14 protein-coding genes are annotated in these 16,387 nt (G+C 46.0%); 7 read left to right on the forward strand and 7 right to left on the reverse strand.

The genetic code is table 11. From position 1 onward, the window contains the following. Positions 1–220: 220 nt before the first annotated feature. Positions 221–1,852: a hypothetical protein gene (locus KE626_RS20330; protein ID WP_211974770.1), complete on the reverse strand. Its 1,632-nt coding sequence runs from the start codon at positions 1,850–1,852 to the stop codon at positions 221–223. Between the two features lie 110 nt (positions 1,853–1,962). Here KE626_RS20330 and KE626_RS20335 point away from each other — a divergent pair, with 110 nt between their 5' ends. The 4 genes from KE626_RS20335 to KE626_RS20350 are packed head-to-tail and all read left to right on the forward strand — an operon-like array spanning position 1,963 to position 5,522. Further along, entirely contained in the window at positions 1,963–2,850 is an 888-nt protein-coding gene (locus KE626_RS20335; RefSeq protein ID WP_211974771.1) for a decaprenyl-phosphate phosphoribosyltransferase, read from the forward strand. Further along, complete coding sequence (locus KE626_RS20340; protein ID WP_211974772.1) at positions 2,850–4,181, forward strand: FAD-binding oxidoreductase; 1,332 nt, start codon at positions 2,850–2,852, stop codon at positions 4,179–4,181. Before KE626_RS20335 ends, KE626_RS20340 begins: the two co-directional genes overlap by 1 nt. Positions 4,182–4,209: 28 nt before the next feature. Then, a complete protein-coding gene (locus KE626_RS20345; protein WP_211974773.1) occupies positions 4,210–4,941 on the forward strand; it encodes an SDR family oxidoreductase in 732 nt (243 codons plus the stop codon). After that, the gene (locus KE626_RS20350) at positions 4,938–5,522 is read left to right on the forward strand and encodes an HAD family hydrolase (protein WP_211974774.1); all 585 of its coding nucleotides are present in this window, start codon (positions 4,938–4,940) and stop codon (positions 5,520–5,522) included. The genes KE626_RS20345 and KE626_RS20350 overlap by 4 nt, the downstream gene beginning before the upstream one ends. A 267-nt stretch (positions 5,523–5,789) precedes the next feature. Here KE626_RS20350 and KE626_RS20355 read toward each other — a convergent pair whose 3' ends face one another. Further along, a complete protein-coding gene (locus KE626_RS20355) occupies positions 5,790–6,569 on the reverse strand; it encodes an acyl-CoA desaturase (RefSeq protein ID WP_211974775.1) in 780 nt (259 codons plus the stop codon). A 111-nt stretch (positions 6,570–6,680) separates the two neighbouring features. After that, positions 6,681–8,324, reverse strand: a complete 1,644-nt coding sequence (locus KE626_RS20360; RefSeq protein ID WP_211974776.1) for an ABC transporter substrate-binding protein — start codon at positions 8,322–8,324, stop codon at positions 6,681–6,683. A gap of 45 nt (positions 8,325–8,369) precedes the next feature. On the opposite strand from KE626_RS20360, the gene KE626_RS20365 reads away from it, so the two are divergent. Then, positions 8,370–10,004, forward strand: a complete 1,635-nt coding sequence (locus tag KE626_RS20365; protein ID WP_211974777.1) for a M1 family metallopeptidase — start codon at positions 8,370–8,372, stop codon at positions 10,002–10,004. A 95-nt stretch (positions 10,005–10,099) separates the two neighbouring features. On the opposite strand, the gene KE626_RS20370 is transcribed toward KE626_RS20365, so the two are convergent. Further along, a complete protein-coding gene (locus tag KE626_RS20370) occupies positions 10,100–10,759 on the reverse strand; it encodes an NADPH-dependent F420 reductase (protein ID WP_211974778.1) in 660 nt (219 codons plus the stop codon). Between the two features lie 152 nt (positions 10,760–10,911). Continuing rightward, positions 10,912–11,658: a menaquinone biosynthetic enzyme MqnA/MqnD family protein gene (locus KE626_RS20375; RefSeq protein WP_211974779.1), complete on the reverse strand. Its 747-nt coding sequence runs from the start codon at positions 11,656–11,658 to the stop codon at positions 10,912–10,914. Between the two features lie 141 nt (positions 11,659–11,799). Between KE626_RS20375 and purB the strand changes: the two genes are divergently transcribed. Further along, a complete protein-coding gene (gene purB, locus KE626_RS20380) occupies positions 11,800–13,137 on the forward strand; it encodes an adenylosuccinate lyase (protein ID WP_211974780.1) in 1,338 nt (445 codons plus the stop codon). A gap of 441 nt (positions 13,138–13,578) precedes the next feature. On the opposite strand, the gene KE626_RS20385 is transcribed toward purB, so the two are convergent. Further along, on the reverse strand, positions 13,579–13,929 hold the full coding sequence (locus KE626_RS20385) for a YraN family protein (RefSeq protein ID WP_211974781.1): 351 nt from the start codon (positions 13,927–13,929) through the stop codon (positions 13,579–13,581). A 156-nt stretch (positions 13,930–14,085) separates the two neighbouring features. On the opposite strand from KE626_RS20385, the gene manA reads away from it, so the two are divergent. Further along, positions 14,086–15,291 (forward strand): mannose-6-phosphate isomerase, class I, encoded by a 1,206-nt coding sequence (manA, locus tag KE626_RS20390; protein ID WP_211974782.1) that lies wholly within the window; start codon positions 14,086–14,088, stop codon positions 15,289–15,291. Positions 15,292–15,410: 119 nt separating this feature from the next. On the opposite strand, the gene KE626_RS20395 is transcribed toward manA, so the two are convergent. Continuing rightward, positions 15,411–16,361: an NADP-dependent oxidoreductase gene (locus KE626_RS20395; RefSeq protein WP_211974783.1), complete on the reverse strand. Its 951-nt coding sequence runs from the start codon at positions 16,359–16,361 to the stop codon at positions 15,411–15,413. Positions 16,362–16,387: the final 26 nt, after the last annotated feature.

Below are 16,387 nucleotides of genomic sequence, written 5' to 3' on the forward strand. Positions count from 1 at the left end.
TTATTTTACCGGTTAATAAAAACAGCAGATAAAAACAGGTTTTCACCTGTCTGGCAAACCTCTTAAACAAAATACAGGCAACTAATTTTAAATCAATTTGTTATAAAATAAAAAACAGCCCTCTCGAAGGCTGTTTTTTGTGTATCACTGGTAGTATTTTAATCTCCGGATGGGCGAATATGCATCGGATATTGTAATTCCCGGCAACAAGATACATTATTTATTTTACATATACTTCTATAATTGCATTTGTTGGCCTTCTGGGGGCAAGAAAACTGTCCACCTGCTGGTAATGTTGTTTCAGATCATCCCTCAAAGCAAACGGGAAAAAGTTATTTAACCCGGGCGCATATTCATAAATGATGAGGTCATAATGATGATCTTTTACTTTCTGTTTGAACGTGGCTAACTGACGATTGAACATCCCTACACCCAGGTGATACCACAGCGGAAAGTCCGGGCCGGTTTCCGGTTTGTAAGGAATAACTACTGCCAGCGGAGTTAGCTCGGACATATTCAGCACTTTGAGATCTCCCTTATTCCCCTTCACTACCGGCAGGTTCATCAGGCGATCCATGCCCTGCACTGTAGACGCAGGCATATATATTTTACGGAACGGCTTCAGGTCAGAGAATATCCAGGACGACACCGGTACATCGGTGGTATCGGAGTTCAGCATAAAATTCCGCCTGTTCACCACATTCTCCTGGTTGGGGTGATGGGCATCCACCATTTCCTGTGCAGGGAAAAGCCGGTCGGTGAAACGGCTGATATATTTCCACCAGGTACCAGACCACCAGAATAAAACCAGTACCGTGGCCAGTAATAATGGCTTACCGCGGTCAAGGTTTACCTGGAGATGATTACACAGGTAGGTGGCAATAAAGGCAAATGCAAAGCTGTGAAAGAAGATATTATTATCTGGTGGCGTGTAGCTGGTTACCTGGAAGATAGCCGCTTCTCCCAAAATCCCCAGTGTAAGCAGGGCAAATAATACCTCGCGTCGCTGCTGCAGCCAGGTATTCCATTGCTGTACACCGGCGGTGATACACAATATCACCAATACCACATATCCCTTGATCCAGTTGGAATTACCAAAGATTTCATCAGTGAAATCGTTGATGGCTAACCGTGAGCTGTGGGGTGCTTGCCCATGGTTAAACCAATAGGCGAAACCAGGCATCAGCGGTGCAATAAACAGCACGGCAATAACCAGGAACATGCCGCCGAAAATGGGCAAATCCAGCCAGCGGCGCGTTTGAAAGCTATTGTAGGCCAGGAACAGTAGTGACAACATAAAGGCCATACCGCCTCCATCCTGTTTGGTAAAAACCGACAGGAATATGAAAAGTGCTGCCAGCGCCATCCAGATGTAACTACGTTTACGGCTATCCGAAAAGAAGGATTTAAAGAGGAAACTGAATCCAACCAGTTCATATACGATCACGGTGTGGTTGTACCAGGGCCAGAAATTGAAGAAAGAATACGACAGTACGAAAACAAGCACAGATAATAATCGCACGCCCGGCTTCACTCCCACGCTTTTGAGAATAGACCGGAATGCAAAGCCCGCCATAATGTTCAGCAATACCTGTGCCTTCACCAGCGAAACCATCTCGGGGCCGAAGATTTTAAAGAACAGTGCCGGAACAATCCAGAAACCATACCCCAGCGGTGATCCGAAATCTTTAAAAGGGATCTGCCCGGCCGACATGCGATACGCTCCTTCCCAGGAAAGGAAAATATTAACGCGGTATGGAAATGTAACAAACAAAGGCACCAGCGCCAGTAAAATAATGACTAAACTTTCGGTAACGGTCCACTTGCGACCTTTCAGGGAAAAAAATGACATAGAAGATTGGGATTTGCAATAATTGGTAATGATCCGCCTATATGAATGGGGGCAAAAGTAATCGAATAAATTGTATCTTGGTCCGTCAAGAATCAACTTTTTAGTTCCCCATGAAATACATCAAACTACTCAGACCAAAACATTGGGTTAAGAATGCATTCCTGTTCATCCCACTATTCTTTGCAGGGGAAATATTTAATAGTTCAAAGTTGTTGCCTGTGCTGGTAGGCTTTATTGCTTTCAGTCTTATTGCCAGCAGTATTTACATCATCAATGATTATAAAGACATAGAAGCGGATAAACAGCATCCTGAGAAGTGCAAGCGTCCGCTGGCGTCCGGGGCCATATCCAGGCAGGCCGCCCTCCTGCTGTTTGCACTGTGTATACTGGCAGGTACCGGCGTGGCATTTTGTGTAAGCCTGAAATTTGTTTTTGTACTCTCCCTCTATTTTGTGTTAAACCTGCTGTATTGCCTGGGTTTGAAAAATATTTCCATTCTTGATATCCTGATGCTGTCGACCGGCTTTGTGCTGCGGGTAAAAGCCGGCGGTGTAGCTGCAGACATGGCGATCTCTGAATGGCTGATGATCATGATTTTCCTGCTGGCCTTATTCATGGCCATCGCCAAGCGCCGTGATGATATCCTTATCAGGCAGGAGTCCGGTAAGGAAATGCGGAAAGCCGCCAGCGGTTATAACATGGACTTCCTGAATGTAATGTTATCACTGGTATCGGCGGTCATTATCGTATGTTATCTTATGTATACCATTTCTCCTGAAACCCAGGCCAGGTTCCATACTTACCGCCTTTATTACACCACGCTTTTTGTAATTGGCGGATTATTACGATATTTGCAAGTAACCTACGTGGAGAACAATACAGGTTCTCCCACCAAAATCCTATATAAAGACCGTTTTATTCAATTAACCATACTCCTGTGGGTGACTAGTTTTTATGTATTAATTTATTTACCGACAGATAAAACATTTTTTGGATAATGCAAAAACGGTTAGCCAACTGGGGAAACTACCCCGCTGTTGCCAGTGATGAAAGCGTATTTACCCAGGAAGAACAGCTCCGCGAGTATGTGGTAGCCAACTCCCATATGATTGCCAGGGGCAATGGCCGCTGCTATGGTGACGCTTCACTGGGAAAGCACAGCATTTCCATGCTGAAGTACGACAAAATGCTGGCCTTCGACACGACAAATGGCATCATAGATTTACAAGCTGGCGTTACGCTCGACCAGGTACTCGACATTATTGTGCCCAGGGGTTGGTTTTTACCGGTGACTCCTGGTACTAAATATATTACGATTGGCGGCGCAGTGGCCTCAGATGTGCATGGCAAGAACCATCACGTAGATGGCGCTTTTTCAGGTCATATTATCGACATGGATGTGCTTACCGCTTCCGGTAATACCATCTGCTGCTCTGCCACACAACACCCTGATCTGTTCTGGGCTACCTGCGGTGGTATGGGTTTGACCGGTGTAATCACCCGTGTGAAGTTTAGTCTCAAGAAAATAAGCACTGCCTATATCAATCAAACACAACTGAAAGCCAAAAACCTGGACGAAGTGCTTCGTTTATTTGATGAATACAAGCATTATACTTACTCCATGGCCTGGATCGATTGTTTGCAGAAAGGCGATTCTTTTGGGCGGAGTATCCTTATTGTGGGTGAACACGCTACCCCGGAGGAGCTCAACACGGAGCAGAAAAAAGCGCCGCTTACCCTCCCGGCAAAACGAAAACTGACGCTTCCTTTCAACTTACCTTCTTTTGCGCTGAATACTTTTACGGTTAAGGCATTCAACTGGTTATACTATGGGAAGAATTATAAAAAGGTGATGCATAAGGTAATTCCTTACGAGCCATTCTTTTATCCCCTGGATGCCATTCTGCACTGGAACCGCGGTTACGGAAAGGCAGGTTTTGTGCAATACCAATTTGTAGTTTCGCTGGAACAGAAGGCTGGTCTGATCGCTATCCTTCAGCGGATCAGCGACAAAGGCTGGGGCTCGTTCCTGGCTGTGTTGAAGGTTTTTGGCAAACAGGAAAGCCTGATCTCCTTCCCGATGGAAGGATATACCCTGGCCCTCGATTTCCCGATCCGCAAAGGGCTGTTTGAATTCCTGGATGAGCTGGATGAGATTGTACTGCAGTATGGTGGACGTTTATACCTCTCCAAAGATGCAAGAATGAAACAGGAAATATTCTGGAACAGCTATCCTAATGCCGGCAAGTTTGCCGATATTGTAAAGCAATACAACAGCGACAACCGTTTTGAATCGCTGCAATCCGAACGATTATTACTAACAAAATAGTTTTCCCCTTATTAACGAAACACCTCTCATGCCCACCGTTTTAGTATTAGGCGCAGGTTCAGACATGGCCGTGGCCATCGCCAGAAAATTTGCGTCCGAAAAATATGATATCCAGTTAGCCGGTCGTCACACGGCCGCACTGCAGCCTCAGCAACAGGATTTGCAGGTACGTTACGGCATTAACGCCACCACACATGCCTTTGATGCGACGGATTTTAACAGTCATGCCGCATTTTACGCTGCTTTACCCGCACAGCCGGATATCACCATCTGTGTATTTGGCCTGCTGGGCGACCAGGAGAAAGCGCAGCAAACCTGGCAGGAAGCAGCTGCCATTATTAATACCAATTATACGGGCGCCGTATCTATCCTGAATGTGGTAGCAGAAAACTATGCCGCCAAAAAACAGGGTACTATTATAGGTATCAGCTCAGTAGCCGGCGAAAGAGGGCGGCAAAGCAATTATATATATGGCAGCGCCAAAGCTGGTTTTACGGCTTACCTGAGCGGATTGCGTAACCGGCTTTTTCGTAGTGGCGTACACGTGATGAGTGTGCAACCGGGCTTTGTGAATACCCGGATGACGCAACACCTGACACTTCCTCCCCTGCTCACAGCACAGCCGGAAGCCGTTGCCCAGGCAGTGTTTAGCGCCTCTAAGAAAAGAAAAAACGTGTTATACGTAAAGTGGCATTGGAAATACATCATGCTCATTATCAAATTAATACCTGAAGGTATTTTCAAAAAACTTTCATTGTGACGATCGCCTTCTTCGACTTTGACGGAACCATTACCAACAGGGACACCCTGTGGGAGATCATCCGTTTCCACCGGGGCCGGGCCGCCATGTATGCCGGTGTAGTACAACTACTCCCTGCCCTGCTGCGGTTCAAATTAAAAATGATCCCGGCACAGGAAATGAAGGAACAGGTGTTGAAATATTTTTTTGCGGAGATGCCTGCCTCCGAATTTACCGCCGGTTGTGAAAGCTTCTGCCGGGAAAGACTTCCCTTACTCATCCGCCCTCTCGCGTTAACGGCTATACGAAAACATCAGCAGCAGGGACATCATGTAGTAGTGGTTACTGCCTCTGCGCAAGACTGGGTAGCGCCATGGTGCAGGAAAGAAAATATTGTTTGTTTGGGCACCCGGCTGGAAGTAAAAAATAAAGTGATCACCGGCAAGATACAGGATCTCAATTGTAACGGAAAGGAAAAGGTAAACCGCATCAGGCAAGCCTACCGACTGGAAAATTTCCACGAAATATACGCCTACGGCGACAGCGACGGCGATCAGCCGATGCTGGAACTAGCGAATCATAAATACTTTAGGAGCTTTTAGCTGTTAGCTTTTAGCTTTTAGTCAATGCAGCGAAAATTAACAAATGATGATCTTCTCTGTATTAGCTAAGGTTGGAACTCGCGAATCATAAATACTGTTTTAGCTTTTAGGTATTAGCTTTTAGCTAATGCAGAGAAGATCATCATTTGTTAATTTTCGCTGCATTAGCTAAAAGCTAACAGCTAATGCCTAAAAGCTAAAACAGCAATGCCCCCCATCAGGGAGGCACTTGCTATTATTGTAACAGATTGATTGTACGGTGTATTATCAGGCCGCTTTTGCATTCTTCAGCTGGGCGGGCGTAACCATCGCTGGTTTAAGTTTAATGATACCAACAAAGTTCAGCACTTTCATTACCTGGTAGCTGGGATCCAGCTCGTACCATTTCTTGGCAAAGTTAGGACTGTCTTTAAATTTGTGGTGGTTGTTCTGAAACAGTTCTCCCATCAGTACTATACCCCATGGTGAAGTATTTCTTGAGTGGTCGCTGTTATCAAAATTCTGGTAGCCATATTTGTGACCGCACCAGTTTACGATAGCACCCTGTACAGGCCCCATCAGGAAGTGGATTGGTAACAGTAAATAAAGATACCACATGCCGGCAGGAACAAATACCACGTAGAAAGCTACATAAGCAGCCATCCATGCGAAACGGGTGATGTTGCTGTCGCCAAATTTATCCATCGCATCCCATTCCGGTAACGGTTCTGCAAAAAACTTAGGATCTACCTGGTTGGTACGGGTTACAAATCCATTATAGATTTTGCGGGTTTGCACCATCATTCCCCATACATCTTTAAAGAAGTGCGGAGAATGCGGATCATGTTCGGTATCACTGAATTCATGGTGCATGCGGTGCATAACGCCATAAGCTCTTGGAATCAGGTATGATGAACCCTGGAAAAACCAGGTGCTGAAATAAAAGAAACGTTCCCAGAACTTGCTGGTAGTATACATCTGGTGAGATGCGTATCTGTGTAAATAAAATGTGTGGAAAAACAAGGAAAAGAACCAATGCACACAAAAGAATATCAGGATCGCCGTCATTTCTAAATAATGTAAAGTGACAAATAAGCGCCAAAGGTAAGCTAAATAGCCGGACTTTCGCCCAAAAAAGAAAGGGCGATGGTGAACGAAATGTTAAAATAATTTTAAATTTTATTTTTTTCTTACCCAACGTAACTCCAACAGATTCATGCCGTTATTCGAAAAACCGGACACGTTTGGCTGTACCAATCTTACTACTTCATCATAGAACAACGGTACCACTACGGCGTCTGCTGTTATCATATTATCCATTTCCCGGTATTGGGTATAGCGGATACTGTCATTGTTTTCTTCGAGCGACTTTTCATACAGCGCGTCAAAAGCCGGGTTGTGGTAACGGGTATAATTTGGCGGAGCCGGGTTCTTACTATAGAACATAGCCAGGTAGCTTTCTGCATCCGGGTAATCGGCAATCCAGCTGCCCCTGAAAAAGAGGGCCTGTGATTTTGCTGTCTGTTCCAGCAACAAGCTTTTCTGTATTACTTCTACCTGTATCCGGATACCGGTTTCCTGCAACTGGTTCGCCACGTAATTGGCCAGGTCGGCATAAATGGGGATAGAAAGCAGCTTTATAACCGGCAATCCCCGCCCCTCCGGATAACCGGCCTCCCGCAACAACTGCCTGGATTTGGACGGGTTATAAGGATACCCTCTCACTTTATCTGCATCAAAGGAAGGCAGTCCGGCAGGCACGAAACCGGCCATGGCTGCGGTACCGATACCATTGCGGAGATAGGTCATCATTTTCGTACGGTCTATACCGTAGTTTATGGCCTGGCGTATTTTTTTCAAACGCAGCGGTGATCCTTTTACCAACACATTGTTGCTGTCGCTCAAAAAGCCCAGGTATTCGGTGTTCAGATAGGAATGCTTGTTCAGCGTCATTTTCCCCTCCCATTCCTTTCTGAGTTTGCCCTGTTTGGTCAGCACCTCATCTTTAAAAGAGGCATCAATATCATTCATAAAATCAAGCTGGCCCTGACGGAACAGCAGGAATTCCGACGCCTTGCTCTCCAGGAAGCTCACCTGTACTGCCTCCAGGTAAGGAAGCCGTTGCCCGGCGCTGTCTTTCTCAAAATAGCCCGGATTGCGATGCAACACCAATGCCTGTCCTTCATCCCACAGGAAAAAGCGGAAAGGTCCTGTACCACAGGGATGGTTGCGGAAATCCTTCCCATATTTTTCGATCGCCTCATGCGGCACAATGGAACAATATTGCATACTGAGAATGCCCAGCACAGGATGAAACGGACGATACAGCGTTAGTTCAAAAGTGGAATCATTCACTGCCCTGAAGCCACTGTCGGCGCTGAGTTTCCCGTTAAATATCCAGGCTCCCGGCGAGGCGGTGGCCGGGTCCATAATGCGATGCAGACTGTATACCACATCCTGTGCAGTCATCCTACGCCCCTTCCCTCCGGGGAAAACATCGCTATCATGGAAATACACATCCGTCCTCAGATCAAAGGTATACGTGCGGTGATCGGCAGACACCCGCCATTGTTTCGCCAGCGATGGCCGGATCACCAGGTTGCTGTCTGGCTCCACCAGGGTATTATATAACTGCTTTACCGCCCATATTACTTCCTGGCTTTTGGCGAAGGCCGGGTCCAGGCTGGCAATACTATTGGTACTATTATACCGGAATACCGACAAACGCTGTTTTTCCGGGCTGCCGCACGACCATAACAGCAGGCAGCAAAGGCCCGCAAAGCACCATCTGGTTATAACCGCCTGACAATAACAACTTTTCATTTGGCAGTAAATTAATATCTTTCAGGTTAAAATATACGAATAAATATGCGCGGCATACCAATGCTTTGTATTGCCCTGATGGCTACATTAACCGCAGGGGCTCAACATCAGTTCAGCAGGGCCGACACGCTGAGAGGCAGCATTACGCCTCCGCGGGCCTGGTGGGATGTAACCAACTACGACCTTCATGTACAGGTAAATCCGGATGACAGCACCTTCAGTGGCTTCAATACCATCACCTACCAGGTACTGAAACCTGATTCTCTCCTGCAGATCGACCTGCAAACACCTATGATAATAGACAGCGTGATACAGGATAAAAAGTCATTATCGTTTACCCGTGACAGTAATGCCTGGTTTATAAGGCTCAAATCACCACAGGTCAAAGACAAAAAGAAACAGCTCACGATTTTTTACAGCGGCAAACCTCACCGTGCAAAAAACGCACCCTGGGATGGCGGCATTGTATGGTCCAGGGATGAAAAAGGACGCCCCTGGATAGCCACGGCAGTACAGGGTTTGGGCGCCAGCGTATGGTGGCCTAATAAAGATACTCAAAGCGATGAACCCGAAGATATGAGTATCCATGTAACAGTCCCCGGCGACCTGGTAGATGTTTCCAATGGTCGCTTAAAGAAGACTGAAGAGAATCCTGACGGCACCCATACTTATACCTGGTATGTTGGTAACCCGATCAATAACTATGACGTAGCCTTAAACATAGGGAACTATACAGAGATAAAAGATAGCTACTCCGGTGAAGGTGGTAAACTGGACCTGGGCTATTGGGTACTGGATTATAATGAAGACACAGCCCGTGAACATTTCAAAGTGGTAAAGCCCATGCTGAAATGCTTTGAATACTGGTTTGGGAAATATCCCTTTTATAAAGACAGCTACAAGCTGGTGGAAGTTCCCTTCCTGGGTATGGAGCACCAGAGTGCCGTAGCCTATGGTAATAAATACCAGATGGGTTATAAAGGTACAGACCTTTCGGGCACCGGCTGGGGATTAAAATGGGATTTCCTGGTCATTCATGAAAGCGGTCATGAATGGTTTGGAAACAGCATTACCAGCAAGGACCTGGCGGATATGTGGATCCATGAATCCTTCACTAATTATTCTGAAACATTGTTCACGGAATGTGCTTACGGACTTAAGGCAGCGAACGAGTATGTTCAGGGCATCCGTAAAAACATTAAAAACGATGAGCCTATCATAGCCCCCTACGGTGTAAACGCCGAAGGTAGTGGTGATATGTATTATAAGGGCGCCAACATGATCCATAATATCCGGCAGATCATGGAAAACGACGAAGCATTCCGGCAGATGCTGCGCGGCCTGAACAAAACCTTCTATCATCAAACTGTGACAACCCAACAGATCGAACAGTATATGAGCCAGGCGGTAGGCATGGATCTGAGTAAAATATTTGATCAGTATCTCCGCCATACCACCATCCCTACGCTGGAATACCGTTTTAGCGGACAACAGCTGCAGTACCGCTGGGTAACCGATGTAAAGGATTTTAATATGCCGGTAAAAGTAAAGCTGAGCGATAATGGTTTCAAACTAATATATCCGGGGCGGCTATGGCGCAGCTCCAATATATCACTGAGTGATATGAAGAATTTTGAGGTAGATAAGAATTTCTACATAAAGGTGAAGAAAAGCCTTTAGCGGTTAGCTTTTAGCTTTTAGCAAAAATGCAGCGAAGATTATCTCCGCTGCATTTTTGCTAAAAGCTAAAAGCTAACCGCTAACCGCTAAATAAATCACTTCTTCAGCAACTTAAACGCGTGTGCGTTGCTATCATTTAAAAAGCCGTAAGCAGCCCATAATATGGAGAGTGGTTCTATACTGCGGCTCATCTCTATCATCCCCATGTCTGCCACATCATCCCAGCCGATCTGGTGCAATAAATTAGTCACCTGCCTTTTGGCCTCCACACTATTACCTGCAATAAACATGGTGGGTGATCCTTCTTTGAACTCCGGCAGCAGCATTCGTTCATGGCCAATACAGCTGAGCGCCTTTACTACATTGGCGTCCGGAGGAAGCCAGGCCTGTATTTGTTCGCCTGCCGAGTTGTTATGACCGATGGTAAATGTGAGTCTGCCGTTATCATCCGGGCCTTTGCCATCCAGCGGATTAGTTACATCCACTACTGTTTTGGTTTTGAAATTCCAGATGCCTGCAGCTTCGATGGCTTTTTTAGTGCCTGGCCAGCTGGTACAAATGAGGAGGAGTTCCCCAAATTCGGCGGCTTGTCTGAAAGTACCGGCCAAAGCCTGTTTGCCTTGCTTTTTCACCCATTGCTGTAACGATTCCCTGGAGGGATTACGGGTGCCGATAGTAACGTGATGTCCGGTTTGAATAAGACCTTTGCCAAGGGTCAGCCCAACCGGACCACTTCCCAGGATACCGATTTTCATGAGCGTAGATTGTTATTAAGCACATGATGGTGCGAAACATGAAGATAGGGAAAAAAAAGCGTTTAGCCATTAGCTTTTAGCTTTTAGTAATTGCAGCAGAGGCCTACAAATAATGTTCTTCGCTTCAATTACTAAAAGCTAAAAGCTAATGGCTAAAAGCTTTCCACCAAATACCCCAGGAACTTCTGCATTCCCTGGCGTTTAGCCGGCGTAAGCGGGTAGCTGATATTGTGGGTATAGTAGGTAGCCAGATCGTAGATCTCGTAAGGATTTTCAGCTACTACTGCGGGAATGTTCTTAGTCCCTATACCGGTAGCTTCGTTAAATTTCTCTGTAAACTCCACTGGCAGCGCCTTGTTGCTGATCCAGGCAGCAAATACAAATGGTAAGCTGGTAAACCTTACCCAATTTTCAGCAAGGTCATATATATATGGAGATATTTTGCGCTGTGCCAAAGCACGGTCGCCGATCACCAAACCGGCGTTGGTACCTTTTATTTTATCCTGGTAGTCGCCGTGAGTATTCACAAACTCAACATCCAGCTTCCAGAACTCGCGTACCAGCACTTTCAGCAATGCTACGGAGGTACGGCTCTGGTAATCCAGGTAAATGCGTTTAATTTCATTCAGCGGCACCTCACTGTATAAACAAACAGATGCCACCGGTCCTTCCGCGCCAATACAATAATCTGCTATAATATGATACGCTTTCAATTTGGGAATGATCGCCACCGGCACCAAGGCCACGTCAACTTCTCCATCGATCAGCTGCTGGGCGATCTTAGCCGGATAATCCATCGACAATTCCATCAAATTCATCACCGGGTGATTCCTGAATCCATACAATAAGGGCTTCGTATTCAAATAACTTACAGCCGCAACTTTTACTTTCCGTTCCAATTTCAGTAATTTTGAAGCTGCAAAAGTAATTAAATCCCGGTTAACAAGTTCCAAATGAATAAATGTTACCCTGTAAATCAGGGTTCAGGCCGAACTTGCAGCCGTCAAACATGTTAATAGTAATACTGGAATACATACATTATGCAACTACAACCATTAACTGCCATTTCTCCGCTGGACGGGCGCTATCGCAAGCAACTGGACGAGCTGGCCAATTATTTTTCTGAATTTGCGTTGATCCGTTACCGTGTGATGGTAGAGGTGGAATATTTTATTGCACTCTCCGAGCAGAAGGTGTTTACACTGCCCAAAACTAAGTTCCCGGCCCTGCGCAAGATCTACCAGGAGTTCACTATTGAGAACGCCCAGCTGATCAAAGACACAGAGAAAATTACCAACCACGACGTAAAGGCAGTGGAATATTTTCTAAAGAACGAGCTCAAGAACCTTGGTCTGGAAGACAAGCTCGAATGGGTGCATTTCGGACTTACCTCCCAGGATGTAAACAACACCGCCACCCCGCTGTTCTGGAAAGATGCAATAGAGCACGTGTACATGCCAGCCCTGGCCAATCTGATCCTGGAGCTGAAAAAACTCGGTCTTTCCTGGATGAAAGTACCAATGCTGGCCCGTACCCACGGACAACCTGCCTCTCCTACCATTCTGGGTAAAGAAATACTGGTATTCGTAGAAAGACTGGAAGGCCAGGTAAACCTGCTGGGACAAATTCCGTTTGCAGCCAAGTTCGGCGGCGCTACGGGAAACTTTAATGCCCACTATGTGGCTTTCCCTAAGATCAACTGGGAAAAATTCGGGGAGAAATTCGTGAATACCACCCTGGGACTGCAACGTATGAAATATACCACCCAGATCGAACATTATGATAACATCTCAGCTCAATTTGATGCCCTGAAACGTATCAATACCATCCTGCTGGACTTCTGCCGTGACATATGGACGTATATCTCCATGGACTACTTTAAGCAGAAGATCAAAAAGAATGAGGTAGGATCTTCCGCCATGCCGCATAAAGTAAATCCGATTGACTTTGAAAATGCAGAAGGTAACCTGGGCCTGGCAAATGCCCTGTTTGAACACCTGAGCGCCAAGCTGCCTGTTTCCCGCCTGCAGCGCGATCTGACCGATTCCACGGTGTTGCGTAACCTGGGCGTTCCATTTGGCCATACCCTGCTGGCTACAAAGTCAATACAGAAAGGACTGGGCAAGCTGATCCTGAACGAAGCCAGGTTGCAGGCCGACCTGGAGAGCAACTGGGCGGTTGTGGCTGAAGCCATTCAAACTGTTTTACGCCGTGAAAACTATCCGCAGCCTTATGAAGCATTGAAAGAGCTTACCCGTGGCGGAGAACAGATCACCCAGAAAAGCATGCACAAATTTGTGGACGGGCTGAAAATCAGCGCCACCCTCAAAAAAGAACTGAAAGCCATTACACCGCATAACTATACCGGTTTGTGGTAACTGTATAAAAACTAAAAGCTCCGTCCAATGGACGGAGCTTTTTTAATGAAACTCCCGAAAGCAATTCTCTGCTTAATGCGTTTAGTGTTGCAAAGACCGCGGTGTAACAAACGCTATTACTGTGTATTAATTTTTATCCCCTGTTTTCTTTCCTGTTACTGGTATCGCCGGTTGTTCATCTCCCCGTTGCTGAAATAAATAATTGATTACACAGGTTATCCATAACCGTGCACCAGTTCATTTCAGGAAAATGACTTGCTTGAAAACTACCGGGATACCGGGGGTATATAACAACTCAGGGGTAGGTTCTTAAAGCGATGCAAAGATATGCCATATGATAACATTACAGAATAATTACAGGCATTTTTTTGTTAATAACTGGTTAAAGGCGATACCCGGTAAACGCGGACGCAGGTTGCATTTGTTTATGTTCCTGGTTCATCAGAACACATCTCTCAGATGCATGAGTTCATAGGTTTCTCCAAAGAACGTGATCGCGATAATATCAAACCTGATAGCAACAGGGTGCAGCTCGTATCGCAACAGGTAATCCGTTGCAACTCCCCGGATGTGTTCCTGCTTACGATAATTAACCGCTTCTTCCGGCCAACCAAAAAGAGCACTGCTGCGTGTTTTTACCTCAATAAAGTAAATGGTTTGTTCCTTTGCGGCAATGATATCGATTTCCCGTCTGCCGGATTTCCAGTTAAGATGCAGCAGCGTACAATGCCGGCTTACATATTCCCGCGCAATGGTTTCTCCCCGTTGCCCGAGGCCGATATGGTTCAACATGTTTTATCAGGTTTGGGTATACAAACAATCAGCAGAATTCATTACCTGAAATTTACTTTTTTAAGTGATAGGTAAATATTCCGCTTAACGCCTATTTTTGCAGGCATATAAAATTATCAATTCTCTGGTATTTAACAAGTAAACAGATAACTATATATGAACTTATTCAGACTGGAAGGAAAAGTACAGCACTATGCCTGGGGCGGATATAAATACATTCCTGAACTGTTAGGCATTACCCCCACTGATCAACCCAGTGCCGAATACTGGATGGGGGCTCACCCAAGCGCGCCTTCCATTATTACTACTGCTACGGGTCAAACGCCACTGAACCAGCTGATACAAACAGATCCGGCAAATATCACCGGTCCTGCAGTATGGGAGAAATTTAAAGAGCTTCCTTTTCTCTTTAAGATCCTGGATGTAAAGGATATGTTGTCGATACAGGTGCATCCTACCAAAAGTGAAGCGGAAAAAGGCTTTGCAAGAGAAAACGCAGAAGGCATTCCTTTAAGTGCACCGAATCGCAATTATAAAGATGATAACCACAAACCGGAGATCATGGTAGCACTCAGTGAGTTCTACCTGTTACATGGCTTTTTACCCCATGCGCAACTGCAGCAGGTATTAGATACCATTCCGGAGTTTACCTCACTGGTAAGCATATACGAAAAAGAAGGATATTACGGGCTTTATAAAAATGTTATGGAGATGCCGCAGTCGCTGGTGAATATTATTCTTCGCCCGCTTACAGATCGTATGATTCCTGATTATAAAGCCAACAAATTAGCGAAAACAGATCCCGGTTTCTGGGCGGCGCGCGCTGTGTTAAATGATCCGGGCAGCATCGATAAAATTGACCGTGGCATCTTCTCTATCTACTTTTTCAACATCATGCAGGTACAACCCGGTGACGCGGTTTTCCAGGATGCCGGTATCCCGCACGCATACCTCGAAGGTCAGAACGTAGAGCTGATGGCCAATTCCGACAATGTGCTGCGTGGTGGTCTTACCCCAAAACATGTGGATGTACCCGAGCTGTTGAAACATACCCGCTTTGAAGGCGTGAACCCGCATATCATTAAGGGCAATGTGAGTGCAGATGGACTGGAAAGAATTTATCCGTCTCCCGCCCCTGATTTTGAAGTAAGCAAAATTGACCTGGTAGCAGGCCAGGTATATACACATACAGCCAAAGCAGCGGAAATCCTGATCGTTATAAAAGGCAGCGCTACTATCAAGGGGGATGATACGCTGGCATTGCAAAAAGGTCAGTGTGCATTCACGGCATATAACGCCTCTTACAAAATCAGTACTGACAGCGGAGTTGAGCTATTCAAGGCTACAGCAAATATTAATTAGCAGAAGGCAGAAAGGATAAAGCAAAAAGCAACTGAAGCGAGTGATCAGACAGAGTAAATGTTATTCTGATCACTCGCTTCAGTTGCTTTTTGCTTTATCCTTTCTGCCTTCTGCTTCTTCTAGATAACAATTACAGTTTTCCCTTTTCCTTTCGCCTGTCGGCTCAGTGCAATCGCTGCAGGTACATCTTCCAGCTTTATTTTGTTTTCTACCGGAATCGTTAATGCTCCCCTGTCGATGGCCAGTGATAAAATATCCAGTGACGCAGCGCTTCCCTGTGTTTCAAAATTACCGCCATGAATATTTCTCGTTTTAAGCGCTTCTTCATCCGCAACGAAAGCAGTGGTAAGGGCGCCGGCACCTGGTTTAAGCAGGTCCAGGTTAGCCACAAAACCATCGGCATTACTTACCAGGTCGATCAGGGCATCTACCCCTTCAGGATATGCTGCTTTTACCTGCGTGGTTAAAGGAGCCGTTTTGTAATTGACGGTGTCTGTAGCGCCTAATTTTTTCATGCGTTCCGCGTTAGCGTCGTCGGATACGGTGGCTATCACCCTGATCCCCTGTGCAGCGGCCAGTTGTGTGGCAAATGAGCCAACGCCTCCTGTGGCGCCATTGATCAACAGGGTATCACCTTCCTGCAGATCCAGTTTATCGAGTAATTGCTGGGCCGTCATGCCAGCCGTTGGTACCGCCGCAGCCTCTATCGCTGAAATACCGGAAGGCGCCATCGTGATCCCTGACTTTTCCGGTACAATCGCATATTCTGCATAAGAACCTTCTCCAATGGGTGCATGTATAAATTGTCCATACACTTTGTCGCCTTTTTTGAAACGGGTAACCCCTTCTCCTACTTCTTCCACAGTACCAGCGCCATCTACACCCATAATCAGCGGAAACTGGTGCGGCATTTTTCCGTTGTCCATAATGCCATCAATCATTTTCCAGTCAAAAGGGTTCATACCGGCGGCAGCTACCTTGATGAGTACAGTACCCGGTCTCACTACAGGTTTCGGAAGGTCCATTACAACAGGAATGTCCTTGAATTTTGATACGGCTACGGCTTTCATAATTATATTTTTAAATTTCGAAAGAT

It is taken from the genome of Chitinophaga hostae (genome assembly GCF_018224885.1).
In the GTDB taxonomy this organism is placed as follows: domain Bacteria; phylum Bacteroidota; class Bacteroidia; order Chitinophagales; family Chitinophagaceae; genus Chitinophaga; species Chitinophaga hostae.

Excerpts from the sequence above, each read along its gene's own strand:
- manA (WP_211974782.1), top strand. The coding sequence starts at position 14,086 with ATGAACTTATTCAGACTGGAAGGAAAAGTACAGCACTATGCCTGGGGC.
- KE626_RS20335 (WP_211974771.1), top strand. The coding sequence starts at position 1,963 with ATGAAATACATCAAACTACTCAGACCAAAACATTGGGTTAAGAATGCA.
- KE626_RS20395 (WP_211974783.1), bottom strand. The coding sequence starts at position 16,361 with ATGAAAGCCGTAGCCGTATCAAAATTCAAGGACATTCCTGTTGTAATG.
- purB (WP_211974780.1), top strand. The coding sequence starts at position 11,800 with ATGCAACTACAACCATTAACTGCCATTTCTCCGCTGGACGGGCGCTAT.
- KE626_RS20345 (WP_211974773.1), top strand. The coding sequence starts at position 4,210 with ATGCCCACCGTTTTAGTATTAGGCGCAGGTTCAGACATGGCCGTGGCC.
- KE626_RS20365 (WP_211974777.1), top strand. The coding sequence starts at position 8,370 with ATGCGCGGCATACCAATGCTTTGTATTGCCCTGATGGCTACATTAACC.
- KE626_RS20330 (WP_211974770.1), bottom strand. The coding sequence starts at position 1,852 with ATGTCATTTTTTTCCCTGAAAGGTCGCAAGTGGACCGTTACCGAAAGT.
- KE626_RS20385 (WP_211974781.1), bottom strand. The coding sequence starts at position 13,929 with ATGTTGAACCATATCGGCCTCGGGCAACGGGGAGAAACCATTGCGCGG.
- KE626_RS20355 (WP_211974775.1), bottom strand. The coding sequence starts at position 6,569 with ATGACGGCGATCCTGATATTCTTTTGTGTGCATTGGTTCTTTTCCTTG.
- KE626_RS20360 (WP_211974776.1), bottom strand. The coding sequence starts at position 8,324 with ATGAAAAGTTGTTATTGTCAGGCGGTTATAACCAGATGGTGCTTTGCG.
- KE626_RS20370 (WP_211974778.1), bottom strand. The coding sequence starts at position 10,759 with ATGAAAATCGGTATCCTGGGAAGTGGTCCGGTTGGGCTGACCCTTGGC.
- KE626_RS20340 (WP_211974772.1), top strand. The coding sequence starts at position 2,850 with ATGCAAAAACGGTTAGCCAACTGGGGAAACTACCCCGCTGTTGCCAGT.